We start from the raw sequence: 23,123 nt of genomic DNA on the forward strand, positions 1-23,123 counted from the left end.
CGTCCGCATGGAAGACCACGCTGCAACCCGTTGCGCCCACCGCATCCCGCGCTCCACGTCCGTGACGATCGCGATACGCCCCTCTGCAACGAGGCGGGACGGCGGTGAGTAAATCACGATTTTCAGAAATATGCAAGGGGCATATTTTGTGGAAACGAGGCGGGACGAGGGATCACATTATTGACGCCATCACCGTTCGGTCCGCCCCGGGGCTATCGCATTTGACGATCGTAGTTTTGCGCTCGCCTGCCTCAAGGTCGTCATGGCCGGGCTTGTCCCGGCCATCCACGCCGTTCGGCATGCTGGGAACGACGTGGATGCCCGGGACGAGCCCGGGCATGACGGAGTAACTAACTGGCGTACTTGTTCGTCGCGACGTATCTCCATATGCAGTCGGACTCCGGTCAGCCTAGGCAAGCGATCGATCTCAAGACCAGGCCATGATCACTCTCGCGGCGGCAGAAGCTCGATCTCCTGTTCGCCGTGCCGGATCACTGTCGGCAGGTCCTGCGCGACGAGATCGGAAATCCATTGGACGAGCGCGGGCAGGGCTTCGTCCTTCGCGCGCCGACGAAGTCCAGGCAAGTCCCGCTCGTGCGCGGTGCCGACTTTGATGTTGAGACGCTCATAAGGAATGTCGCCGTCCGGCGGCCGATATCGCGCATCGAACAGACGCCTGCCGTGGCTTCGAACGAGGTGGATGCGAATGCCGCCGAGATCTCTTGCGGTCAGTGCGGCGAGGATGACGCTCGGCTTGAGAAGATACCCGTATCCCTTGGGGATCTTGCCGGTTTCTGAGGTGAACTCCATGCGATATCTCTGGCAGGTTCGGAAACTGAGCCCGTAGGGTGGGCAAAGCGGAGCGTGCCCACCATTCTTTTCTTTTCAGCTTCATTTCAGTGGCGACGGCGGTGGGCACGACGCTTCGCGTCTTTGCCCACCCTACGGTCCTGTCAGCCCATCAGTCCGAATAGCGTTGCTCGGCCCAGGGATCACCGCGGTTGTGATAGCCGCGCACCTCCCAATAGCCGGGCGCATCCTTGTCCAGGAATTCGATCGCCTTCAGCCATTTTGCGCTCTTCCAGAAATACAGATGCGGCACGACGATGCGGACCGGGCCGCCATGCTCCTGGGTGAGCGGCGCGCCGGACCAGCTATGCGCGAGCAGGGCGTCCTCGGCGGCGAAGTCCTCCAGTGCGAGATTGGTCGTGTAGCCGTCGTAGGAATGCAGCACGACGAAATCGGTTGTGTCGCGCGGCCGGCAGGCGGCAAGCAGGTCGCGCGTCGCAAGCCCTTCCCATTGATTGTCGTAGCGCGACCAGGTCGTCACGCAATGAATGTCGGATGTGAACTGGCGCTGCTCCTGGGCGAGGAAGGCGGAGAAATCCCAGAACAGAGGATTTTCCACCGCGCCATAGACGTCGAGCCGCCAGCGCTCTGATGTGACCGAGGGCGTCAGGCCGAGATCGAGCACCGGCCAGTCGCGGGTCAGATGCTGGCCCGGCGGCAGGCGCTGGTCCTCGGGCCGCACGATCCGGCCGGTCAGGAATTTGCCCTCGTGAGCCCAGCGCTCCTTGCTGCGGGTCAGCTTGCTCTCGGGCGGTAGCCCGGACTCGTCAGCCATGACGGCACCTCATCCGTGGTGGCAGCTCATTCATGGCGGTGCATCGCCGACGCATGCTTGGTGTCACGCATGGTCGCATAGATCAGTAGCGACGTGAAGATCACGCCCGTGAGATAATAATAGAACCAGGTCTCGTGCCCAATGCTCTTGAAGTAGAGCGCGATAGCCGGTGCGGTGCCGCCGAACAGCGAGACGGTGATCGCGTAGGGCAGGCCGACACCGAGCGCACGGACATTGGTCGGAAACAGCTCGGCCTTCACCACCGCGTTGATCGAGGTGTAGCCGGCCGTGAAGATCCAGGCGCCGCAGATCAGCAGGAAAGCTGTGAACGGCTCCTTGGTGCCCTGCAGCACGGTCAGAATCGGGATCGTCGCCAGCGTGCCGGCGACGCCGAAGAAGATCAGCAGCGGCTTGCGGCCGATGCGATCGGAGATCGCGCCATAGAGCGGCTGTAGCACGCAGGCAAACAGCAGCGAGCCGAAGATCACCATCGTGGTCTGGTCCTCGGTGAGGCCGACCGACAGCTTGACGAAAGTCTGCATGTAGGTCGTGAAGGTGTAGAATGCCGCCGTGCCACCCGCGGTCAGGCCGACCACCAGCAGCAGCTCTCTCGGATATTTGAGCAGCGTGGTGATCGATCCCGACGGACTGACCGTCTTCTTTGCTTCCACGAAGGCCTCGGTTTCATGCAGGTTCCGCCGCATGACGGCGGTGAAGATGGCGAGGCCGGCGCCGATCGCAAATGGAATGCGCCAGCCCCATGCCTTGAGCTCCTCGGTTGTCAAGAACACCTTCTGCAGGAGCAGCAGCACGATGATCGCGGTGAGCTGGCCGCCGATCAGGGTGACGTATTGGAAGCTCGAATAGAAGCCGCGATGCTTGGCGTCAGCGACCTCGGACAGGTAGGTGGCGCTGGCGCCATACTCGCCGCCGAGGCTGAGGCCCTCGATGACGCGGGCGAGCGCCAGGATGATCGGCGCGGCGATGCCGATGGTGGCATAGGTCGGCGTCACCGCAATGATCAGCGAGCCGAAGCACATGCAGAGGACCGAGACGGTCAGCGACAGCCGCCGGCCATGGTGATCGGCGAGATAGCCGAACAGCCAGCCGCCGAGCGGGCGCATCAGGAAGGTCGCGGCGAACACGACCGCAGCGTTGAGCTGCTCGACGACCGGGTCCTTCGATGGAAAGAAGGCCGGCGCGAAATACAGCGCAAACGCCGTATAGGCATAGAAATCGTACCATTCGACCAGGTTGCCGGCCGAGCCGATCAGGATCGCCTTGATGCGGCGCTCGACGTCGCTGAACGTCGTGGCTTCTTCGGCAGGCTCGATCACCTGGTCAGTCATATCCGGTCTCCGGCAAGCGTGATTTGCGGCCCTTCTACGGCAGCAGCCCCGATTGCCACAGACGATAACGGACATGGGTCCCATGTTCAGCGCATGGAACTCTGCGCGCGTGCCACAAACGGTGTCGAGGCGGGGAAGCATCACGCTGCGGCCTCATCCTTCGAGACGCCCGCCTTCGGCGGGCTCCTCAGGATGAGGGGAATGACTTAGCCCTTCGGCGCGCGCGGATCGATCGGGGTCGAGCCGGCAACGCCGAGGACGTCCTCCAGCACCTTGGCGCCTGCGAGCAGCTTGGCGTCGGCGCGCGGCGCTGCGACCATTTGCAGTCCGACCGGAAGACCCGACGCCGTGAAGCCGCAGGGCAGCGACAGGGCTGGGCAACAGGCCAGCGTGATCGCGTAGACGATGCCGAGCCATTGCACGTAGTTGTCGAACTTATGCCCGGCGCATTCGGCGACGTAGCGGTTTTCGACCGGGAAGGGCGGTACGATGGTGGCCGGCGCCAGCAGCAGATCATAGGTCTCGAAGAACTTGACGGCGCGCGCGGTGATCGCCACGCGCTGCGCCTCGGCGCGCGCGATCTGCGCGACCGTGAGCTTCAGCCCTTCCTCGATGTTCCAGATCACCTCGGGCTTCAAGAGGTCGCGCTTGGTACGCAGCAGCTCCGCCTTGCTCATCGCGAAGTCGAGCGCGCGCAGCACGTGGAAGCATTCATGCGCCTCGCTGAAATCGGGATGCGTCTCCTCGACGATCACGCCGAGCTCGGCGAAGCGCTGCGCCGCCTTGCGGGTGACCGCAGCGACTTCCGGATCCACGGGCGTGATGCCAAGATCCGGAGAGTAGGCAACGCGAACCGGCCTCTTGCCGGAGCGCGCCGCGGCCAGGAACGACGTCGCAGGCGAGGGCAGCGAGATCGGATCCGCGGCGTGCTCGCCGCTCATCGCGTCGAGCAGCAGCGCGAGGTCCGCGACGTTGCGGGCCATCGGGCCCTGGATGGCGAGATTGCGGTCGATGGCCACCGCCGGCGTATGCGCGACGCGGCCGAAGCTCGGGCGCAGGCCGACGATGCCGCAGAAGCTCGCGGGGTTGCGCAGCGAGCCGCCCATGTCGGAGCCGTGCGCCAACCAGGCCATGCCGGTGGCAAGCGCCACCGCGGCGCCGCCGGAGGAGCCGGCCGCCGAGCGGGACGTGTCCCAGGGATTGCGCGTCGCGCCGAACACCTCGTTGAAGGTGTTGGCGCCGGCGCCGAACTCCGGCGTATTCGACTTGGCGTAGATCACGCCGCCGTTGGATTCGAGGTGCTCGACCAGGAGATCGGAGCGTTCCGGAATCCGGTCCTTGAAGATCGGCGAGCCCTGCGTCGTCAGCACGCCGGCGACATCCGTGAGGTCCTTGATCGGGATCGGAAGTCCGGCGAGCACCCCGCGCTGGGCGACCGGCTTCTGCATCAGCGCCTTGGCGTGCTCGCGGGCGCGATCGAAGCACAGAGTCGGCAGCGCATTGACCTTGTCGTCGACGGCTTTGATGCGCGCTTCCAGCGCGTCGAGGCAATCCAGCGGCGTGACCTTGCCGGACTTCAACTTGTCGACGACGGCGCAGGCGCTCTCGCGGATCAATCCCTGGTCGGCCAAAGTGCAGTTCTCCTGATTGGAAGCGTCCCGGCGCAAAGTCGTAGATCATGTTTCGGCTGAGGTGGAAAGGTCGCGGCGATCAACCCCACCCTGCGCTGATGCCGCCATCGACGGTATAGATCACGCCGGAGGTGTAGCCGGCACGGTCCGAGGCCAGGAACGCCATCAGGTCGGCGATCTCCCTGACATGCGCGGGACGGCCGAGCGGCAGGCTCTTCTGGAATTCGGTGTAGCGGCTCTCGTCGCCGAACTGATGCTTGGCGCGGGTCTTGAGCAGAGTGACGTGGCGATCGGTGCCGACCGGCCCGGGATTGATGCCGACCACACGGATGTTGTCGGCGAGGCTCTTGGAGCCGAGCGCGCGGGTGAAGGCCATCAGCGCCGCATTGCCGGCGCTGCCGCAGATGTAGTTGGCGTCGAACTTCTCGCCGGCCGCGCCGATGTCGTTGATGATGACGCCGCCACCGCGCGCCTTCATCTGCGCATAGACCAGGCGCGTCAGATTGATGAAGCCGAACACCTTCAGGTCCCAGGCATGCCGCCAGGCCGCCTCGTCGATCTTGTCGATCGCGCCGCCCGGGATGTCGCCGGCATTGTTGACGAGGATGTCGATATCGGAAGCAGCTTCGGCCAGCCGCGCGACGTCCTCGCTCTTGCGCAGGTCCACGACATGCGCGGCCGCATCGATCTGATGCTTCGATCGCAGCTGCTCGACCAGGGCCGCGAGCCGGTCGCCACTGCGCGCTGCAAGCCTGACGTGACAGCCTTCCTCGGCGAAGGCTTCGGCGGCTGCGGCACCGATCCCCTTGGACGCGCCGGTGATGAGAACGCGCTTGCCGCGCAGATGAAGGTCCATGGACGTGCTCGCTGGGATGGGTGAGGAGATAGGATTGTCTGGCGCGTCAGCCATGCGGTCAATCTTGCACCGCAGCGTTGCGCTTGGGCGTGGTTTGGTTCATTCAGGCATTCGCCATTTCAGCCGGGCGTACCGGCGTAAACGACCAAGGATCCGCTCGATGAGCAAGAAGCCCTATCGCATCGCAGTCATTCCCGGCGACGGCATCGGCAAGGAGGTCATGCCCGAGGGCATTCGCGTGATCGAGACGGCGGCCAAGAAGCACGGCGTCGCGGTGCAGTTCGATCATTTCGACTTCTCGAGCTACGACTATTACGAGAAGCACGGCCAGATGATGCCGGACGACTGGAAGGCGCAGATCGGCGGCCATGACGCGATCTATTTCGGCGCCGTCGGCTGGCCCGCCAAGATCGCAGACCATGTGTCGCTGTGGGGCTCGCTCATCAAGTTCCGCCGCGAGTTCGATCAGTACGTCAATCTGCGTCCCGTGCGGCTGATGCCCGGCGTGCCGTCGCCGCTGGCGGGTCGCAAGCCCGGCGACATCGATTTCTGGGTGGTGCGCGAGAACACCGAAGGCGAATACTCCTCGGTCGGCGGCCGCATGTTCCCGGACACCGATCGCGAGTTCGTCACCCAGCAGACGGTGATGACGCGGGTCGGCGTCGACCGCATCCTCAAGTTCGCCTTCGAGCTGGCGCAGTCGCGGCCGAAGAAGCACCTGACCTCGGCCACGAAGTCCAACGGCATCTCGATCACGATGCCGTATTGGGACGAGCGCGTGGAAGCGATGGCGAAGAACTATCCGGGCGTGAAGTGGGACAAGTACCACATCGACATTCTCACCGCGAATTTCGTGCTGCACCCGGACTGGTTCGACGTCGTCGTCGGCTCCAATCTGTTCGGCGACATCCTGTCCGATCTGGGACCTGCCTGCACCGGCACGATCGGCATCGCGCCGTCGGGCAACATCAATCCCGAGCGCAATTTCCCGTCGGTGTTCGAGCCGGTGCACGGCTCGGCGCCCGATATCGCAGGGCAGGGGATTGCCAACCCGATCGGCATGATCTGGTCGGGCGCGATGATGCTGGAGCATCTGGGAGAGAAGACTGCAGCGCAGTCGATCGTCGGCGCGATCGAGCGGACGCTGGCCGAGCGGACGCTGCGCACGCGGGATCTGGGCGGCAACGCCGATACGGTGGCGTGCGGCAAGGCCGTCGCGGACATGGTGGACTAGCAACGACTCTTTGTTGTCGCCCCGGCGAATGCCGGGGCCGATAACCACCGGCAGACATTGTTGACCCCGGTATCAACCACCGTCCGCCCTCGTGACATCACGCGGTATGGGTCCCGGCGCCGCGTGCGCAATTGCGCACTAGGCCGGGACGACAGGGGCGGTTGGGGCGACAGCTCGATCAACAACGTCATTGCGAGGAGCAGACGAAGCAATCCAGGGGGCGTCGCGGGACTCTGATTGCTTCGCTGCGCTCGCAATGACGAAGGGAAGAGCCGTAGGGTGGGCAAAGGCGCGGCTCTGCTGCATCCCCGCATGAGATCGCGGTGGCGCCGTGCCCACCGTCTTGCCGCGTACGCGCTGATCGACGGTGGGCACGCTGCCGCCTAGCGGCGGCCGCTTTGCCCGCCCTACGCGTCAACAACTACTTCTTCGCCACCCTGCGGCAGTGCTCCCACGCCGCGTGAATCAGGTTTTCGCTGGCTTCCGGCGTGCGGAACGCCGAATGCGCCGACAGCGTCACGTTGGGGATGGTGGTCAGTACGTGACCGGCGGGCAGCGGCTCGGTGTTGAAGACGTCGAGGCCGGCGTGGCGGATGTGGCCGGAGCGCAAGGCGTCGATCATCGCGGCTTCGTCGACGATGGCCGCGCGGGCGGTGTTCACGAAGATCACGCCCGGCCGCATCTGCGCGATGCGGTCGCGGGACAGGAAGCCGCTTGTCTCGTCGTTGAGCAGGAGATGCAGCGAGACGACGTGGCTCTCCTTGAGCAGCGTGTCGAGATCGACGAACTCCACGCCCGGATGACTCTTCGGCGAGCGGTTCCAGGCGATCACCTTCATGCCGCTGCCGGACGCGATGCGCGCGACTTCCGCGGCGATGCCGCCGAAGCCGATCAGGCCGAGGGTCTTGCCGGTCAACTGCATGCCGTCGTCGCGCAGCCAGTTGCCGGCGCGCATCTCGCGGTCCATCTGCGCGATGCCGCGGGCCGAGGCCCACATCAGCGCGATCGCTGCTTCTGCCACCGCCGTATCGCCATAGCCCTTGATCAGGTGCACGGTGATGCCGAGATCGGCCAGCTCCTCCGGATTCATGTAGCTGCGCGCGCCGGTGCCGAGGAACACGACGTGCTTGAGCCCCTTGCACTGCTTCGCGACCTCGGTGGGCAGGGCGGTGTGATCGACCACGCCGATCTCGGCGCCATCGAGAATGGCGGGCCAGTCGTCCGGCTTGATGTCCGGATCGAGATGCACGCGCATCTCGGGATCGCCCGATTTGCGCTGCCGCTCGAAAATCTCGGCAAGCGACTCGTTGGCGTCGATGAAAACTCCGCGCACGTGATGGTCTCCTTTCGGGATGTGCCGAGCAGTCGCGCCGACGAAGCTGTGCTCCCTCCCCCTTGTGGGGGAGGGTTGGGGAGGGGGAGCCCCGGGCGACACCGCCGTTGTGGACCCCCACCCCCGACCCCTCCCCGCAAGGGGGAGGGGAGCTCAGTGTGCCTGCGCGACTTAGATCGGAGAATGATAACTTAAAGTAGGAGCGAGTGAGAGCAATCAGCCCGTCACGACGCCACGCCCGCCAGCGACAGCACGGTGTGCAGCAGCACGTTGGCGCCGGCGGCGCAGTCGGATTGCGTGGCATCCTCGAGCTCGTTGTGGCTGATGCCATCCTTGCAGGGCACGAACACCATCGCGGCCGGCATGATCGTGTTGAGATTGCAGGCGTCATGGCCCGCTCCCGACGTGATGCGCCGGTGCGAATAGCCGAGCGTGCCGGCAGCGCGCTCGACGGCATCGACCAGCTTGGGATCGAAGTGCGTCGGCGGCTTGCGCCAGACCTGGTCGATCGCGATCTCGACTTTGCGCTTCTTGGAAATCTCGCTCGCCGCCGCACGCAGGCTGGTATCGAGCGCGTCCAGCGTCTCGGCGTCGGCGCTGCGGCAGTCGATGGTGAAGGCGATCTCGCCGGGGATCACGTTGCGCGAGGGATTGGCGATCACGGCCTCGCCGATGGTGGCGACCGCGTTCGGTCCGAGCTTGAGCGCGATCTGCTCCAGGGTGAGCGCGAACTCCGACAGCGCCAGCAGCGCGTCGCGGCGCAGCGGCATCGGCGTCGAGCCGGCATGGCTCTCGAAGCCGGTGACCTTGCCGTCGTACCAGAACACGCCCTGGCCGTGATCGACCACGCCGATGGTCTTGTTCTCGGCCTCCAGGATCGGACCCTGCTCGATGTGCAGCTCGACGAAGCCCGAGAATGTCTGCGTGCCGACCTTGGTCTCGCCGCGATAGCCGATCTCGTCCAGCGCCGCGCCCACGGTCATGCCTGCGGCATCTGTCCGCGACAAAATGTCCTCGACCGTGAAGTCGCCGACATAGGCGGCCGACGCCATCATCGCCGGCGCGAAGCGCGAGCCTTCCTCGTTGGTCCAGTTGACGATGCAGAGCGGCGCGTCGGTCTCGATGCCGGCGTCGTTGAGCGTGCGGATCACCTCCAGCGCGCCGAGCGTGCCGAGAATGCCGTCGAACTTGCCGCCGGTCGGCTGGGTGTCGAGATGCGAGCCGAGCCCGATCGGCGGCTTCGCCATGTCGCGACCCTTGCGGAGCGCGAACATCGAGCCGAGCGTGTCGACGTGCACGTCGAGCCCGGCATCCTCGCACGCCCTGCGGAACCAGTCGCGGACCTGCTTGTCCTCCTGGCTCAGGGTCAGCCGCCGCACGCCGCCCTTCGGCGTCGCGCCAAACCTGGCGGTCTCGTGAATGCTGTCCCAGAGGCGGGCGGAATCGATCTGCAGATTGGTGACGGCGCGGCTCATGCTTGAATTCCCTGTACTCCGGCGTCCTGTCCATCGCGCGCCGCGGCGATCGCGTCAACCGATGCGGCCGGATGGCTGGCCGTCTGCGCCGTCCTGGCTGCGAGCTCGGCGACGCGCTCGATCGCGACCATCTCGGGGGACGACAGCCAGCTCGCCGTGAAGGTCAGCGGCGGAATCCGCAAATCCGTTTTCAGCTCCTGCAGGCGTCCGCGCTCGATCTCGTTGGCGACGATCGCCGCGGGAATGACGGCGACGCCGAGGCCCTCGACCGCCATGTGGATCACGGTCGCCAGCGAGGCGCTGGCGTGCAGGCGCATCGGCGGCAGATGCGGGCGATTGAAGAGCGAGCGCACATTGTCGTAGGGCTGGGTGTTGCGCGGGAAGGTGATGATTGGAAACCGTGCCATCTGCTCCGCCGTGATCAGGCCTTTGCCGAAACCCAAAGAGGGGCTGGCCAGGAAGCTGATCGGATAGTCGCACAGCACGCGGCTGCGGATGCCCGACGCGGACGGCGAGCCGAGCGCGAAGGCGAGCTCGATCTCCTGCGCCAGCAGCCGCGCATGCAGGTTCGGCGTGACGTCGACCTCGATCTCCAGCGACAGGTTCGGATAGCTCTCGTTGACGCTCTTGATCAGCCGCGGCAGCCAGTCGTGCACGATGGTCTCGGCGACACCGAGCCGAAGCACGCCGCGCATCGCGGAGCGGTCGCCGACCTCGGCCAGCATCTCCGCGCGCAGGCCGATCAGCTTCTCGGCATACACCAGCATCTGCCGTCCGCTCGCGGTCGGCGACGCCACGCGGTGGTCGCGGTTGAGCAGCTTGACGCCGAGCTCGCGCTCGAGCTGGGCGATCCGCTGGGAAATGGCCGGCTGAGTGGTGTTCAGGCGCTGCGCCGCGCCGCGAAAGCTGCCAAGCTTCACCACCCAGAGGAAGGTCTCGATGGAACGGAAATCCAACATCGCGCCCCGCTCGGATCAATTTGTCTTATCGATCCCGATTAAAAACGAAGATTAGACTTTATAGCATGGCTGATGTTCAGTGAGTTTGTCGAGATATTAGGCAAGTGGCACAAATGACTGTTTCTGCGGCATTGCAGCAATCAGCGGGTGGGAGTGAACTTCTCCCGAGCCATCAAGCCCGCCTGGATTATCGCACCGGCAGGGGCTGGAGCACGGCGGGGGTCGCAAACGGCTTCGTCCAGGGCAATCTGGCGATTATCCCCGAGACGTACGCTGGCGTCTTCCACCGCTTCTGTCAGCTCAATCCAAAACCGTGTCCGATCATCGGCATGTCCGAACCGGGCAAGCCTTTCATTCCGGCGCTCGGCGCCGACCTCGACATCCGCACCGATGTGCCGCGCTATCGCGTCTGGCGCGATGGCGAGATGGTCGAGGAGCCGACAGATCTGCTCTCGCACTGGCGCGACGACCTCGTCACCTTCGTGCTCGGCTGCTCGTTCTCGTTCGAGGAGGCGCTGATGGCGGACGGTCTGCCGATCCGCCACATCGAGCAGGGCTGTCGCGTGCCGATGTACCGCACCAACATCGCCTGCACGCCGTCGGGGCCGTTCGCGGGGCCGATGGTGGTGTCGATGCGCCCGTTCAAGCCGGCGCAGGCGATCCGCGCAGTGCAGATCACGACGCGCTTTCCCGCGGTGCACGGCGCGCCGGTGCATCTCGGTCATCCTGAGCAGATCGGTATCGCTGATCTCAACACGCCGGACTACGGCGATCCGGTGCCCGTCGCCGCGGACGAAATCCCTGTTTTCTGGGCCTGCGGCGTCACACCGCAGGCGGTCATCGCCGCGGCCAAGCTGCCCTTCGCCATTACCCACGCGCCGGGCCTGATGCTGATCACCGATCTCAGGAACAAGGATCTCGCCGTCCTCTAATCAGCCAGCTTGTGCTGCTTTTTGAGCCTTTACCACCGACGTCAACCGCTTCATCGATGCGCTTTCATCAGAGGATCTTGCCATGACCATTACGCGCCGTAACGTCCTGCTTGGAGCCACCGCTGCCGCTGCTCTCGGTCCGATCGCCGCCCGCGCCCAGACATCGGAAGTGAAGATCGGCGTGATCTATCCGTTCTCGGGCGCCAGCGCCCAGATCGGCGTCGACGCGCAGCGCGCGTTCGAGACGGCGGCCGAGATCATCAACGGCAAATACGACTACGACCTGCCGCTGGCCCGTACCGAGGGTCTGCCGGGTCTCGGCGGCGCCAAGATCAAGCTGGTGTTCGCCGATCATCAGGCGGATCCGCAGAAGGGCCGCGCCGAGGCCGAGCGCCTGATCACCCAGGAGAAGGTTGCAGCCGTCATCGGCTCCTATCAGAGCGCCGTCGCGGTGACGGCGAGCCAGATCTGCGAGCGCTACCAGATCCCGTATCTCTCCGCCGACAACTCCTCGCCGAGCCTGCATCGCCGCGGCTTGAAATACTATTTCCGCGCCGCGCCGCACGACGAGATGTTCTCGCAGGCGATGTTCGACTTCTTCGATGCGATGAAGAAGAAGGGCACCAAGATCGAGACGCTCGCGCTGTTCCACGAGGACACGATCTTCGGCACGGATTCGAGCAACGCCCAGCTCAAGCTCGCCAATGAGCGCGGCTACAAGATCGTCGCTGACATCAAGTACCGCGCCAACTCGCCGTCGCTGTCGGCCGAGGTGCAGCAGCTCAAGGCGGCCAATGCCGACGTGCTGATGCCGTCGAGCTACACCACGGACGGCATCCTGCTGGTCAAGACCATGGCTGAGCTCGGCTACAAGCCGAACGCGATCGTGGCACAGGACGCCGGCTTCTCCGAGAAGGCGCTGTATGATGCGGTCGGCGACAAGCTCGAAGGCGTGATCTCGCGCGGCTCGTTCTCGCTCGACCTCGCCGCCAAGCGGCCGATGGTCGGCAAGATCAACGACATGTTCAAGGCCAAGTCGGGCAAGGACTTCAACGACTACTCGTCGCGCCAGTTCATGGGCCTGATCGTGATGGCCGATGCCATCAACCGCGCCAAGTCTGTCGACGGCGAGAAGATCCGCGACGCCCTGGCCGCGACCGACATGCCGGGCGCTCAGACCATCATGCCCTGGAAGCGGGTGAAGTTCGACGAGAACGGCCAGAACAACGACGCCGACCCGGTGCTGCTGCAATATATCGGCGGCAAGTTCGTCACGATCTTCCCGACTCAGGCGGCGGTGGCCGAAGCCACCTGGCCGATGAAGTAGCAACCTCGAGTGTCGTCCCGGGCAAGCCGCGACGCGCGTCAGCGCGTGGCGGCGCCGACCCGGGACCCATACTCCGAGGCCGTGGTTGGACGATGATTGGTCGTCGTCGTGCCCCACAAAAACAGTCGTGGTTATGGGTCCTGGCTTTCGCCAGGACGACACCAAGTGTCACATCGAGAGTGGGGCAAGATCTGTGACAGCAGAAACAATCATCCAAAGTCTCGCCAGCGGCCTCTTGATGGGCCTGCTCTACGGCCTGATCGCCGTGGGGCTGGCGCTCATCTTCGGGCTGATGGACGTCGTGAACTTCGCCCATGGCGAGTTCCTGATGATCGCGATGTACGCGACCTTCTTCCTGTTCGCGTTCTTTGCGCTCGACCCGTTGCTTGCGGCGCCGCTGGTCGCCGCCGCTCTGTTCGTGTTCGGGGCCGTGGTCTATCTGCTGATCGTCAGATTCGCGGTCCGTGCCAAGGCCAATACCGGCATGGTGCAGATCTTCTCCACCTTCGGGCTCGCGGTGCTGATGCGCGGGGTCGCGCAGTATTTCTTCACGCCGGACTATCGCAGCATTCCGCACTCCTGGCTCGGCGGCAAGACGATCTCGATCGCGGGGATCTACCTGCCGCAGCCGCAACTGGTCGGTGCGCTGATCGCGATCGCGGCCTTCGCCGGGCTCTATTTCTTCATCCACCGCACCGATTTCGGCCGCGCGCTGGAGGCGACGCGTGAGGATGCCGGCGCGGTGGCGCTGGTCGGCATCGACAAGAACAAGGTGTTCGCACTCGGCTGGGGCCTTGGTGCGGCGCTGGTCGGCCTTGCCGGCGCGGTCATGGCGATCTTCTTCTATGTCTTTCCCGACGTCGGCGCGTCGTTCGCGACCATCGCCTATGTGACGGTGGCGCTCGGCGGCTTCGGCAGCGTATTCGGCGCCTTTGCCGGCGGCATCGTGGTGGGCCTCGTCGAGGCCATCACCACGCTGATCCTGCCGCCGTCGCTGAAGACTGTCGGAATCTACGGAGTCTATCTCCTCGTCGTCTTCATCCGCCCGCGCGGCCTGTTCGGATCGATCTGATGGACAAGGCATTCATCCAACGCCGTCGGCGCGACCTCGTCCTCGCCGCCTTCCTTGCGGCCATCGCCGCCGTCGTGCCGTTCTTCGTCAAGGACGTCTACGTCCAGAACATCATGGTGCTCACCCTGATGTATGCGGCGCTGTCGCAGAGCTGGAACATCCTGTCCGGCTATTGCGGTCAGATCTCGCTGGGACACGCGCTGTATTTCGGGCTTGGCGCCTACACCACCGCGATCCTGTTCACCAAGTTCGGCGTGCTGCCGTGGTTCGGCATGCTCGCCGGCGGTCTCATCTCAGCCGTCATTGCGATGGCGCTCGGCTATCCCTGCTTCCGGCTCGGCGGCCATTACTTCGTCATCGCAACCATCGTCATCGCCGAGATAACGCTGCTCTTGTTCCAGAACTGGGATTGGGCAGGGGCGGCGCTCGGCATCGACATTCCGGTGCGGCGCGACTCCTGGCTGACGTTCCAGTTCACACGCTCCAAGCTGCCATACTTCTACTTCGCGCTGGCGCTGGCCTGCGTCGCCTGGTTCGTGACCTGGTGGCTCGAGGATTCCAAGTGGGGCTATTGGTGGCGCGCGGTGAAGGACAATCCGGTCGCGGCGGAGAGCCTCGGCGTCGACGTGTTCAACTCCAAGATGGGGGCGGCGGCCGTTTCGGCCTTCCTGGTCGCCATCGGCGGCAGCTTCTATGCGCAGTTCGTCTCCTACATCGACCCCGAGAGCGTCATGGGCTTCCAGTTCTCGTTGCTGATGGCGCTGCCTGCCGTGCTCGGAGGCATCGGCACCTTGTGGGGCCCGATGCTCGGTGCCGTCATCCTGATCCCGCTGACCGAGCTGACGCGTTCATATATTGGTGGGTCCGGCCGCGGCGTCGACCTGATCGTCTATGGCGGCCTGATCATCGCGATCTCGCTGGCGCGGCCGCAGGGGTTGGTCAGTCTGTTCTCCCGCAAGCCGAGGCCGGCCGCCCAGCCGGCGAGAGAGGCGGTGGCGTCATGACCGCTCTGTTGGAAACCCGCAACATCACCCAGCGCTTCTCCGGCCTGACCGCGAACTCCGACGTCTCGATTTCGGTCGGGCGCGGCGAGATCGTCGGCCTGATCGGGCCGAACGGCGCCGGCAAGTCGACCTTGTTCAACCTGATTGCCGGCGCGTTCAAGCCGACTGAAGGCGCGATCATCTTCGACGGCGAGGACGTCACGGCGCTGCCGGCAGCCGAGCGCTGCCAGCGTGGCATCGGCCGCACCTTCCAGGTCGTGAAGAGCTTTGAGAGCATGACGGTGATCGAGAACGTCATCGTCGGCGCGCTGGTGCGCACCACTGTCATGCGCGAGGCGCGGCGGAAGGCGCATGACGTGCTGGCCTTCTGCGGGCTCGATACGCGTGCCGACGTGCTGGCGAGCGACCTCGTGCCGTCGGAGAAGCGGCGGCTGGAAGTGGCCCGCGCGCTCGCGACCGAGCCGAAGCTGCTGCTGCTCGACGAGGTGCTGACCGGCCTGACGCCGGTCGAGTCACAAAAGGGCGTCGAGCTCGTGCGCCGCGTGCGCGACACCGGCATCACGGTGCTGATGGTCGAGCACGTCATGGAGATCGTGATGCCGCTGGTCGATCGCGCCATCGTGCTCGATCTCGGCAAGGTGCTGATCGAAGGCAAGCCCACGGACGTCGTCCGCGATCCCAAAGTCATTTCCGCCTATCTCGGAGACCGCCATGCTGTCGGTGCGTGACGTCACCACCGCCTATCAGGGGCTGGTTGCGATCTCGAACGTCTCGATCGACGTCAACAAGGGCGAGATCGTCTGCGTCGCCGGCGCCAATGGCGCCGGCAAGTCGACGCTTCTGAAGTCGATCGCCGGCGCCGAGCGGCCGCGTGCCGGCGCCGTCACCTTCGACGGCAATCGCATCGACGGCATGGCGCAGCATCTGATCACGGCCAAGGGCATTGCCTATGTGCCGGAGAACCGGCGGCTGTTTCCGCGGCTCTCGGTGCGCGACAACTTGAGGCTCGGCAGCTATCTGTATCGCGGCGAGGCCAATCGCGAGGAGCCGCTCGACTTCGTGTTCAAGCTGTTCCCGCGATTGTCCGAGCGGCTGGACCAGCGCGCCGAGACGCTGTCCGGCGGCGAGCAGCAGATGCTGGCGATCGGCCGCGCACTGATGACCCGGCCGCGGCTCCTGATGCTCGACGAGCCGTCGCAGGGCATCATGCCGAAGCTGGTCGACGAGATCTTCCAGGCGGTGAAGCGCATCCGCGACGCCGGCATGACCGTGCTGATCGTCGAGCAGCGCATGGCCGAATGCCTGGAGATCGCCGACCGCGCCTACATCCTCCAGACCGGCCGGGTGCTGATGCAGGGCACGTCGGCGGAGATCAGCGGCAACAAGGATGTGCGGAAGGCGTATCTGGGGCTGTGAGTTGGTGCCCCTGTAGGGTGGGCAAAGCGGAGCCGTCAGGCGCCGCGTGCCCACCGGCGGTGCCGGTGAGGGAGGTCGGTGGGCACGGCGCGCGAGACACCTTTGCAAATGAGCGACGACCGCGGCGCGCCTTTGCCCACCCTACGTTTTCATGCAGCTACACCATGCCCTTACCAGCGTCGGAGCCCTGGCGGCGCTGGCGGGCCTGCAGCACCAGGATCACGGACAGCGCGGCGAAGATCACCACGAACGACACCGCCGAGGTCAGCGTGCCCAGCGCGTAGATGTCGGGCTTGGTCACCGTCGTTGTCAGGCCCTGCAATTCCAGCGGCAGCGTATTCACCGAGCCGATCGCCTGGCTGGAGCGGGCGAGCTCGTCCCAGGACAGCGTAAAGCCGAACAGGCCGATGCCGACCACGCTGGGCAGGATGATCGGCAGCACGACGTGGCGGAAGGTCTGCCAGGGCGTGGCGCCGAGGTCGCGTGCGGCTTCCTCCAGCCGGCCGTCGAAGCGGTTGAAGATCGCGAACATGATCAGGAGGCCGAACGGCAAGGTCCAGGTGAGATGCGCACCCAGGCCCGACGTGAACAGGCCCATGGCCGTGGTATAGCCGTCAGCGAGCCAGCCGAGGCCGACATTGGCGCCGTGCTTGTTGACGAAGTCGTCGATCAGCCGGAACTCGAGCGCTATGCCGAGCGAGGTGATGATCGACGGCATGATCAGGCTCGCGATCGCCGTGTAGAACAGTACCGAGGCGCCGCGGAACGGCTTGCGGAAGGCCATGCCTGCGGCGACCGACAGCACCACTGTGATCACCATCACGACGAGCCCGAGCGCCAGCGACCGCTTGAACGCCGCGCCAATATCGACGATGCCTCCGCCGGAAAACACTTTGCCGAACCAGGTCAGCGACACCCCGTTCATCGGAAAGGTGAGGCCGCCGTCAGGCCCCTGGAATGACAGGATGTAGATCGCGATCATCGGCCCATACAGGAACAGCACATAGGCCGAAAAGAACAAGGCGAGGATGTAGAACGAGCGCGGCCGCTTGTCGCCCATGGCTCACAGCTCCTTGCGCACGTCGACGATCCGCGTCAGCGCGGAGATGATGATGATGGTGATGCCGAGCAGGATCACGGCATTGGCGGCGGCGGCCGGGAATTGCAGCGCGGAGAGGCGCGCTTCGATGATCTTGCCGGCGGAGGCAATCTGCTGGCCGCCCATCACGCCGATGGTGACGAAGTCGCCCATGACGATCGTGATCACGAAGATCGAGCCGATCACGATGCCGGGCTTCGACAGCGGAATGACGATGTTGACCAGTGTCTGCCAGCCCGACGCGCCGGCATCATAGGCGGCCTCGATCAGCCGCTTGTCGATGCGGATCATCGAATTGAAGATCGGCACCACCATGAAGAACGTGAACAGGTGCACCAGCGCCAGCACCACCGAAAATTCGGAGAACAGCAGCCATTCGATCGGCTTGTTGACGATGCCCACACCTTGCAGGCCCTGATTGACGAGGCCGTTGCGTCCCAGCAGCGGGATCCAGGCGATCATCCGGATCACGTTCGATGTCCAGAACGGGATCGTGCACAACAGCGATAGCACGATCTGCCAGGTCTTGCTGCGAACGTGGAAGGCGAGGAAATAGGCGACCCAGAAGCCGATCATCAGCGTCAGGCCCCAGGTCAGGAGGCACAGCTTCAGCGTCTTGAGATAGGTCTTCAGGATGGTGCACAGCTCGGGCAGGTTGGCGACGCAGCCCTCGAACGTGTCGGTGTAGCCGCGGAAGCTGAACGCCGGGATCATCTCATATTCGTTGTAGTCCCAGGCGCTGACGACGACGACGAGCACGAGCGGCAACAGGAAGAACAGCGCGAACACCAGCATCATCGGGCCGGCCTGCAGCCAGGCGATCGAGCGCATGGTGATCTTGCGCAAAGCGCTCTCCGCCGGCGCCACGCTGTCAGGCGAATTGTCGATCGTCACGGCCACGGATGCAACCTGTCGTCCTGTGTGTGCGGGGAGAGAGAGAAGGAGGCCTGCCGCGCGGGAAAGCACGGCACGGCAGGCCGGGATCGTCACATCAGGCGGCGATGAACTCGTTCCACTTGCGGACCATGTAGTCGTTCTCGTCCATGACCGCGTTCCAGCACACGACGTTGCCCATGCGGTCCTCGTAGGAGCCGCCATCGCGCACGGCGCCGGCCTTCTCCATCAGGGTGCCGTCCGGCGCCTTGATGTCGGCCTTCGCCGGCTTGCCTTCCATCCAATAGCCCCACTCGTCCTCGGTCATGTTGGCCTTGGCGGTGGAGAGCACGGCCGAGTAGTAACCCTGGCGGTTGAGATAGGCGCCGGCCCAGCCGGACAAGTACCAGTTGACGAACTCATAGGCCCAGTCGAGCTTCGGGCCGCCGGCCACCGCCTTGGAGACGCAGAAGCCCGAGGCCCATGAGCGGTAGCCTTCCTTGAGCGGCTGGAAGGTGCAGGGGATGCCCATCGACCGCACCTTGGTGACCGCCGGCGACCACATCGACTGGATCACGGTCTCGCCCGAGGCCATCAGGTTGACGGACTCGTTGAAGTCCTTCCAGAACGCGCGGAACTGGCCGGCCTTCTTGGCCTCGGTCAGGACCTTCATCGTCAGGTCGATCTCGGCCTTGGTCATGTTGCCCTTGTCGGCATATTTGTACTGGCCGGTCGCCTCGACGACGAGGGCGGCGTCCATGATGCCGATCGAGGGGATGTTGAGGATCGAGGCCTTGCCCTTGAATTCGGGGTTGAGCAGCTCGGCCCAGGAGTTGATCGGGCGCTTGATCAGGTCGGGACGGATGCCGAGCGTATCGGCATTGTACACGGTCGGGATCAAGGTGACGAACTCGGTCGGCGTCGCCGAGAACGTCTTAGAGTTCGGGCCGTCGAGATAGAGCACCTTCCACGGCGCGGTGCCCTGGCCGCCGATCTTCTTGCCGTTCGGCAGCTCGCCCTTGGTGAAGACGGGCGTGATGTTGTCGAACTCCTTGATCTTGCGCGCGTCGAGCGGAAAGATGTTGCCGGACGGCACCAGCTTCTTCAGCGAGAAATATTCGGTGTCGAGCACGTCGAAGGAGTTCGGCTGGGTGATGACGCGCTTGGTCACGTCGTCGGTCGTCGCCGTGATGTATTCGATCTTGATGCCGGTGTCGGCGAGGCATTTCTTCGAGATCTCGTCGCCCTCGTTCACGGCGGTGCCGAGATAGCGCAGCACCTTGGCGTCGGCTGCGTGGACATAGGGCGCGCTGAGCAGCGTGCCCGAGCCGGCGAGACCGGCGACGCCCGCCGCGCCCTTGAGCAGCGCGCGGCGGCTGATGGATGTTGTCTTCGATCGGTCGGTCATGATCATCTCCTTGGGAAAACGAGCAAACGAAATCAGGCGACCAGCTCAGCGGCCGGTGCGGCTGCTGCTGCGGGACGGGTCGTCAGCGCATCGGCGAGCGCCGGATTCCAGGTGACGACGACGCGCTCGCCGATGCTGTGGGTCTGTGCATCGAACTGATCGTCGCTGAGCTGCGCCGAGATCTCGGGGCCGCCATCGGTCGCCACCGCGACCAGCACATAGGTGCCCTGATATTCGATCTTGCTGATCGTGCCCGGCACGGCCGGACCGTCGACCGCCGCAGTCGGCGCCTTGAGCTGGATGCGGTCGACGCGCACCGCGAAGGTCTCGCCATTCAGCGGGATCACGTTGTGGCCACCGATGAAGCGGGCGGCGAATTCTGTGCGTGGATGATTGAAGATCTCGCGCGGGCTGCCCTGCTGCTCGATGCGGCCGCCATTCATCAGCACCACGAGGTCGGACAGCGCCATGGCCTCGTCCTGGCCATGGGTGACATGGACGAAGGTGAGGCCGAGCTCGCGCTGCAGCCGCTTCAGCTCGGCGCGCATGCGCAGGCGCAGGAACGGGTCGAGCGCCGACAGCGGCTCGTCGAGCAGCAGGATCTGCGGCGAGGTGATCAGCGCGCGGGCCAGTGCCACGCGCTGCTGCTGGCCGCCGGAAAGTTGCGCCGGAAGTCGGGCTGCATAGCTCTGCATGTCCACCAGCTCGAGCAGCTCGCGTGCCTTGGCGTGGCGCTCGGGCTTGGACACGCCTTTCATCTTCAACGCAAACGCGACGTTGTCGATGACCGACAGATGCGGAAAAAGCGCGTAGGACTGGAACATCATCGCGGTGCCGCGCCCAGCAGGCGGCAGCTCGGTCACGTTCTTGGCGCCGACGATGATGTCGCCCGATGTCGCCGATTCATGGCCGGCGATCATGCGCAGGGTGGAGGTCTTGCCGCAGCCGGACGGACCGAGCAGGCAACAATAGGAGCCGGCGGGAATCCGCAGATCGATTGCGTCGACGGCGGTGACGTGACCGTACATCTTCGTCACCCTCACCAGTTCCAAGCTCGCGCCCGCCGCCATCCGCCCTCCGTCGTCCTGTCGCGTGTCGGTCATGATCGCGGCTCGCTCCATCGGGCGGCTGCGATCCGACCCGTCTGATGTCTGCAACGGATATGCCAAGGGTCGCCGTGGGGGCGGGGCAGTGCGTGAAGATTGCGCGTTGGGTGAGATGCGTATGCAACGCTCGAAAGGGCATTCCCCGGTCCCGGCGGCAGCCCGCTCAGATCGGGCGCCGATCCGGCCAAACAGCCGCGCCCACGCCGATGTGGAGGCATTTTGCCCTTGTCCTTTCGTGCTCCGGGCGTGCTGCGCGATGGACTGCAATCGATGGTGGAAGAGCGGGGCGCATCCTCGCGCCGCGGCAGTGGTGTGCTGCCGGTGCCGTCCTTGTTCGATCGATCCGCCCGTGATTGCTGCCGCAGCCTTATCTTGCCTCAATATTAGGCATCGTTGCCGTCTGGAGGCAAGGCAGCTTGATCAGTGACAAGGCGGCGCAGGCTCCGCGGCATGCAGGCAGGCCGGGCGGGACGCTAGACCCGCCGTGCCCGCGATCTGGCCTGCGCGGCGGCCACCAGCATGCGCTCGGCGATGTCGCGCAGCTCGCTGACCGCGATTGGATCGGAGGCGGCGAACGCGTCATAGGAGTCGGTTGCGATCGGAAACCAGCGATAGAAGCGGGCATCGTCATAGAGCACCCGGACAGCGGCATCGATCTCGGCTGGCATTGTTGCGGGATATTGCATGCCCATCCATCCGGACTGGTGGGATCAGTGATGATCGCTGTGATCGGGCAGGCCGAGGCCGAACACTTTCACCAGATCGTCCACCTGTTGCGGCGAGAGGTGACGTGGGTTGAGCCCGCGCAGCAGCAGATGCAGCTTTGCGGTTTCCTCGAGCTCCTCCATCGCGAACACGGCGGCTTCCAACGTATCGCCGGACACCACCGGCCCGTGATTGGCGAGCAGCACCGAGGCGTATTTGCCGGCGAGACCCTTGATGGCATCGGCTACCGCGGGATCGCCGGGACGATGATAGGGCACCAGCGCGGTCTGACCGCAGCGCATCAAATAATAAGGTGTCAGCGGCGGCAGCGCGGCGCGCGGATCGATGTCCGGCAGCATCGAGATCGCGACCGAATGGGTCGAGTGCAGATGCACCACGGCGCGGGCAGCATCGCGCGTCTGGTACAGCGCGGTGTGCAGCGGCACCTCCTTGGTCGGCGCGTTGCCCGAGACCAGCTTTCCCGCGGCATCGAGCCGCGACAAACGGGCCGGATCGAGGAAGCCGAGCGAGGCATTGGTCGGCGTGACCAGCCAGCCGCCATCATCGAGCCGCACGCTGATGTTGCCGGAAGAGCCCGGCGTCAGCCCGCGCTCGAACAGCGAGCGGCCGAACCGGCAGATGGCCTCGCGAATCGCAGTTTCCGCCACGGGACTTTCCTCGCATTTCGCTCTTTGGCCGCTTTGTCTCACGCTTTGGCAACGCGGCCAAGCCGTGATACCCAGAGTGCAGTCCGGGGCAACCGGACGTCACCAGGAAACGCTTCAGGGATCTGCCGCATGCCGTCGCCATCGCAATTGAAAGTCGCCGTGATCGGGCTCGGCTCGATGGGGTTCGGCATGGCGACCTCGCTGAAACGCGCAGGCTTCGAGGTGACCGGATGCGATGTCTCGGCGGATGCCGTAGCGCGCCTCGTCGCCGACGGCGGCAAGGGCGCGGCGAGCCCGGCCGAGGCGGCGCGAGGTGCCGACATCGTGGTCAGTGTCGTCGTCAACGCGGCGCAGACGGAAGCCATCCTGTTCGGCCCCGGCGGTGCTGCCGAAACCATGCCGAAGGACTCCGTGTTCGTCTCCTCCGCGACCATGGACCCTGACGTCGCGCGGCGGCTCGCGAAGCAGCTCGAAGCCACCGGCCGGCACTACCTCGACGCGCCGATCTCCGGCGGCGCGCAGCGCGCCGCGCAGGGCGAGCTGACGATCCTGGCCTCGGGCAGCGCGGCTGCGTTTGCCAAGGCGCGGCCGGCGCTCGATGCGATGGCGGCCAAGCTCTATGAGCTCGGCGATGCGGCCGGGCAGGGCGCCGCGTTCAAGATGATCAACCAGCTGCTCGCCGGCGTGCACATCGCAGCCGCCAGCGAGGCCATCGCCTTCGCCGCCAAGCAGGGCCTCGACATCCGCAAGGTCTATGAGGTCATCACAGCCTCGGCCGGCAATTCCTGGATGTTCGAGAACCGCATGCCGCACGTCCTCGACGGCGACTACACGCCGCGCAGTGCGGTCGAGATCTTCGTCAAGGATCTCGGCATCATCCAGGACATGGCGCGCAGCCATCGTTTTCCGGTGCCCGTCTCGGCCGCCGCGCTGCAGATGTTCCTGATGACGTCGGCCGCCGGCATGGGCCGCGACGACGACGCCTCGGTGGCGCGGATGTACGCGCAGGTCACCGGCACGACGCTGCCGGGCTCCTCCAAGTAGCAAGCAGT

Annotated in this window: 22 protein-coding genes; 8 read left to right on the forward strand and 14 right to left on the reverse strand. The window is 65.1% G+C overall.

Features of this window, described 5'->3' with window-relative positions:
* Window positions 1–444 precede the first annotated feature (444 nt).
* The 5 genes from QX135_RS08295 to QX135_RS08315 all read right to left on the reverse strand — a co-directional run bounded on the left by QX135_RS08295 (window position 445) and on the right by QX135_RS08315 (window position 5,460).
* A complete protein-coding gene (locus QX135_RS08295; RefSeq protein WP_316176676.1) occupies window positions 445–810 on the reverse strand; it encodes a hypothetical protein in 366 nt (121 codons plus the stop codon).
* Window positions 811–961: 151 nt separating this feature from the next.
* Window positions 962–1,624, reverse strand: coding sequence for a sulfite oxidase-like oxidoreductase (locus tag QX135_RS08300; protein WP_316176675.1), 663 nt, complete (start codon window positions 1,622–1,624; stop codon window positions 962–964).
* A gap of 26 nt (window positions 1,625–1,650) precedes the next feature.
* Entirely contained in the window at window positions 1,651–2,973 is a 1,323-nt protein-coding gene (locus tag QX135_RS08305) for an MFS transporter (RefSeq protein ID WP_315737218.1), read from the reverse strand.
* Window positions 2,974–3,179: 206 nt separating this feature from the next.
* Window positions 3,180–4,604, reverse strand: coding sequence for an amidase (locus QX135_RS08310; RefSeq protein ID WP_316176674.1), 1,425 nt, complete (start codon window positions 4,602–4,604; stop codon window positions 3,180–3,182).
* 79 nt (window positions 4,605–4,683) lie between these two features.
* Complete coding sequence (locus tag QX135_RS08315; protein WP_315776434.1) at window positions 4,684–5,460, reverse strand: SDR family oxidoreductase; 777 nt, start codon at window positions 5,458–5,460, stop codon at window positions 4,684–4,686.
* Between the two features lie 160 nt (window positions 5,461–5,620).
* Here QX135_RS08315 and QX135_RS08320 point away from each other — a divergent pair, with 160 nt between their 5' ends.
* On the forward strand, window positions 5,621–6,694 hold the full coding sequence (locus QX135_RS08320; RefSeq protein WP_315798114.1) for a tartrate dehydrogenase: 1,074 nt from the start codon (window positions 5,621–5,623) through the stop codon (window positions 6,692–6,694).
* Between the two features lie 421 nt (window positions 6,695–7,115).
* Here the strand turns inward: QX135_RS08320 and QX135_RS08325 are convergent, their stop codons facing one another.
* The 3 genes from QX135_RS08325 to QX135_RS08335 form a co-directional block, all read right to left on the reverse strand.
* Window positions 7,116–8,027: an NAD(P)-dependent oxidoreductase gene (locus QX135_RS08325; protein ID WP_316176673.1), complete on the reverse strand. Its 912-nt coding sequence runs from the start codon at window positions 8,025–8,027 to the stop codon at window positions 7,116–7,118.
* A 224-nt stretch (window positions 8,028–8,251) separates the two neighbouring features.
* Window positions 8,252–9,502, reverse strand: coding sequence for a Zn-dependent hydrolase (locus QX135_RS08330; RefSeq protein ID WP_316176672.1), 1,251 nt, complete (start codon window positions 9,500–9,502; stop codon window positions 8,252–8,254).
* Complete coding sequence (locus QX135_RS08335) at window positions 9,499–10,461, reverse strand: LysR family transcriptional regulator (protein WP_316176671.1); 963 nt, start codon at window positions 10,459–10,461, stop codon at window positions 9,499–9,501. Before QX135_RS08335 ends, QX135_RS08330 begins: the two co-directional genes overlap by 4 nt.
* Before the next feature lie 113 nt (window positions 10,462–10,574).
* Here QX135_RS08335 and QX135_RS08340 point away from each other — a divergent pair, with 113 nt between their 5' ends.
* From QX135_RS08340 to QX135_RS08365, 6 genes are all read left to right on the forward strand, one after another.
* The gene (locus tag QX135_RS08340; protein WP_316176670.1) at window positions 10,575–11,393 is read left to right on the forward strand and encodes a putative hydro-lyase; all 819 of its coding nucleotides are present in this window, start codon (window positions 10,575–10,577) and stop codon (window positions 11,391–11,393) included.
* Window positions 11,394–11,475: 82 nt separating this feature from the next.
* Window positions 11,476–12,720: an ABC transporter substrate-binding protein gene (locus QX135_RS08345; RefSeq protein ID WP_316176669.1), complete on the forward strand. Its 1,245-nt coding sequence runs from the start codon at window positions 11,476–11,478 to the stop codon at window positions 12,718–12,720.
* A gap of 193 nt (window positions 12,721–12,913) precedes the next feature.
* On the forward strand, window positions 12,914–13,792 hold the full coding sequence (locus tag QX135_RS08350) for a branched-chain amino acid ABC transporter permease (protein WP_315737227.1): 879 nt from the start codon (window positions 12,914–12,916) through the stop codon (window positions 13,790–13,792).
* Window positions 13,792–14,796 (forward strand): branched-chain amino acid ABC transporter permease, encoded by a 1,005-nt coding sequence (locus QX135_RS08355; protein ID WP_315779604.1) that lies wholly within the window; start codon window positions 13,792–13,794, stop codon window positions 14,794–14,796. The genes QX135_RS08350 and QX135_RS08355 overlap by 1 nt, the downstream gene beginning before the upstream one ends.
* Window positions 14,793–15,524 carry an ABC transporter ATP-binding protein gene (locus tag QX135_RS08360; RefSeq protein WP_315737229.1) on the forward strand — a complete coding sequence of 244 codons (732 nt, stop codon included), beginning with the start codon at window positions 14,793–14,795 and terminating at the stop codon, window positions 15,522–15,524. Before QX135_RS08355 ends, QX135_RS08360 begins: the two co-directional genes overlap by 4 nt.
* Entirely contained in the window at window positions 15,508–16,212 is a 705-nt protein-coding gene (locus tag QX135_RS08365) for an ABC transporter ATP-binding protein (RefSeq protein ID WP_316176668.1), read from the forward strand. Before QX135_RS08360 ends, QX135_RS08365 begins: the two co-directional genes overlap by 17 nt.
* A 157-nt stretch (window positions 16,213–16,369) precedes the next feature.
* Here QX135_RS08365 and QX135_RS08370 read toward each other — a convergent pair whose 3' ends face one another.
* From QX135_RS08370 to QX135_RS08395, 6 genes are all read right to left on the reverse strand, one after another.
* Window positions 16,370–17,272, reverse strand: a complete 903-nt coding sequence (locus QX135_RS08370; protein WP_315737232.1) for an ABC transporter permease — start codon at window positions 17,270–17,272, stop codon at window positions 16,370–16,372.
* 3 nt (window positions 17,273–17,275) lie between these two features.
* Window positions 17,276–18,211: an ABC transporter permease gene (locus QX135_RS08375; RefSeq protein WP_315757781.1), complete on the reverse strand. Its 936-nt coding sequence runs from the start codon at window positions 18,209–18,211 to the stop codon at window positions 17,276–17,278.
* 91 nt (window positions 18,212–18,302) lie between these two features.
* Complete coding sequence (locus QX135_RS08380) at window positions 18,303–19,592, reverse strand: PotD/PotF family extracellular solute-binding protein (RefSeq protein WP_315798108.1); 1,290 nt, start codon at window positions 19,590–19,592, stop codon at window positions 18,303–18,305.
* 32 nt (window positions 19,593–19,624) lie between these two features.
* On the reverse strand, window positions 19,625–20,662 hold the full coding sequence (locus QX135_RS08385) for an ABC transporter ATP-binding protein (RefSeq protein ID WP_316177243.1): 1,038 nt from the start codon (window positions 20,660–20,662) through the stop codon (window positions 19,625–19,627).
* A gap of 509 nt (window positions 20,663–21,171) precedes the next feature.
* Window positions 21,172–21,384, reverse strand: a complete 213-nt coding sequence (locus QX135_RS08390) for a hypothetical protein (protein ID WP_316176667.1) — start codon at window positions 21,382–21,384, stop codon at window positions 21,172–21,174.
* A gap of 24 nt (window positions 21,385–21,408) precedes the next feature.
* Window positions 21,409–22,071, reverse strand: coding sequence for an aldolase (locus QX135_RS08395; RefSeq protein ID WP_316176666.1), 663 nt, complete (start codon window positions 22,069–22,071; stop codon window positions 21,409–21,411).
* Window positions 22,072–22,191: 120 nt separating this feature from the next.
* Here QX135_RS08395 and ltnD point away from each other — a divergent pair, with 120 nt between their 5' ends.
* The gene (gene ltnD / locus QX135_RS08400; protein WP_409997724.1) at window positions 22,192–23,115 is read left to right on the forward strand and encodes an L-threonate dehydrogenase; all 924 of its coding nucleotides are present in this window, start codon (window positions 22,192–22,194) and stop codon (window positions 23,113–23,115) included.
* Window positions 23,116–23,123 lie beyond the last annotated feature (8 nt).

This window comes from Bradyrhizobium sp. SZCCHNR1098, from assembly GCF_032489375.1.
Classification (GTDB): domain Bacteria; phylum Pseudomonadota; class Alphaproteobacteria; order Rhizobiales; family Xanthobacteraceae; genus Bradyrhizobium.

Bases quoted from the DNA above. Each gene is read 5' to 3' on its own strand.
- QX135_RS08300 (WP_316176675.1), bottom strand. From the start codon at position 1,624: ATGGCTGACGAGTCCGGGCTACCGCCCGAGAGCAAGCTGACCCGCAGC.
- QX135_RS08320 (WP_315798114.1), top strand. From the start codon at position 5,621: ATGAGCAAGAAGCCCTATCGCATCGCAGTCATTCCCGGCGACGGCATC.
- QX135_RS08390 (WP_316176667.1), bottom strand. From the start codon at position 21,384: ATGCAATATCCCGCAACAATGCCAGCCGAGATCGATGCCGCTGTCCGG.
- QX135_RS08315 (WP_315776434.1), bottom strand. From the start codon at position 5,460: ATGGACCTTCATCTGCGCGGCAAGCGCGTTCTCATCACCGGCGCGTCC.
- QX135_RS08380 (WP_315798108.1), bottom strand. From the start codon at position 19,592: ATGACCGACCGATCGAAGACAACATCCATCAGCCGCCGCGCGCTGCTC.
- QX135_RS08305 (WP_315737218.1), bottom strand. From the start codon at position 2,973: ATGACTGACCAGGTGATCGAGCCTGCCGAAGAAGCCACGACGTTCAGC.
- QX135_RS08370 (WP_315737232.1), bottom strand. From the start codon at position 17,272: ATGGGCGACAAGCGGCCGCGCTCGTTCTACATCCTCGCCTTGTTCTTT.
- QX135_RS08360 (WP_315737229.1), top strand. From the start codon at position 14,793: ATGACCGCTCTGTTGGAAACCCGCAACATCACCCAGCGCTTCTCCGGC.
- QX135_RS08345 (WP_316176669.1), top strand. From the start codon at position 11,476: ATGACCATTACGCGCCGTAACGTCCTGCTTGGAGCCACCGCTGCCGCT.
- QX135_RS08295 (WP_316176676.1), bottom strand. From the start codon at position 810: ATGGAGTTCACCTCAGAAACCGGCAAGATCCCCAAGGGATACGGGTAT.
- QX135_RS08365 (WP_316176668.1), top strand. From the start codon at position 15,508: ATGCTGTCGGTGCGTGACGTCACCACCGCCTATCAGGGGCTGGTTGCG.
- QX135_RS08330 (WP_316176672.1), bottom strand. From the start codon at position 9,502: ATGAGCCGCGCCGTCACCAATCTGCAGATCGATTCCGCCCGCCTCTGG.
- QX135_RS08335 (WP_316176671.1), bottom strand. From the start codon at position 10,461: ATGTTGGATTTCCGTTCCATCGAGACCTTCCTCTGGGTGGTGAAGCTT.
- QX135_RS08385 (WP_316177243.1), bottom strand. From the start codon at position 20,662: ATGGCGGCGGGCGCGAGCTTGGAACTGGTGAGGGTGACGAAGATGTAC.
- QX135_RS08340 (WP_316176670.1), top strand. From the start codon at position 10,575: ATGACTGTTTCTGCGGCATTGCAGCAATCAGCGGGTGGGAGTGAACTT.
- QX135_RS08355 (WP_315779604.1), top strand. From the start codon at position 13,792: ATGGACAAGGCATTCATCCAACGCCGTCGGCGCGACCTCGTCCTCGCC.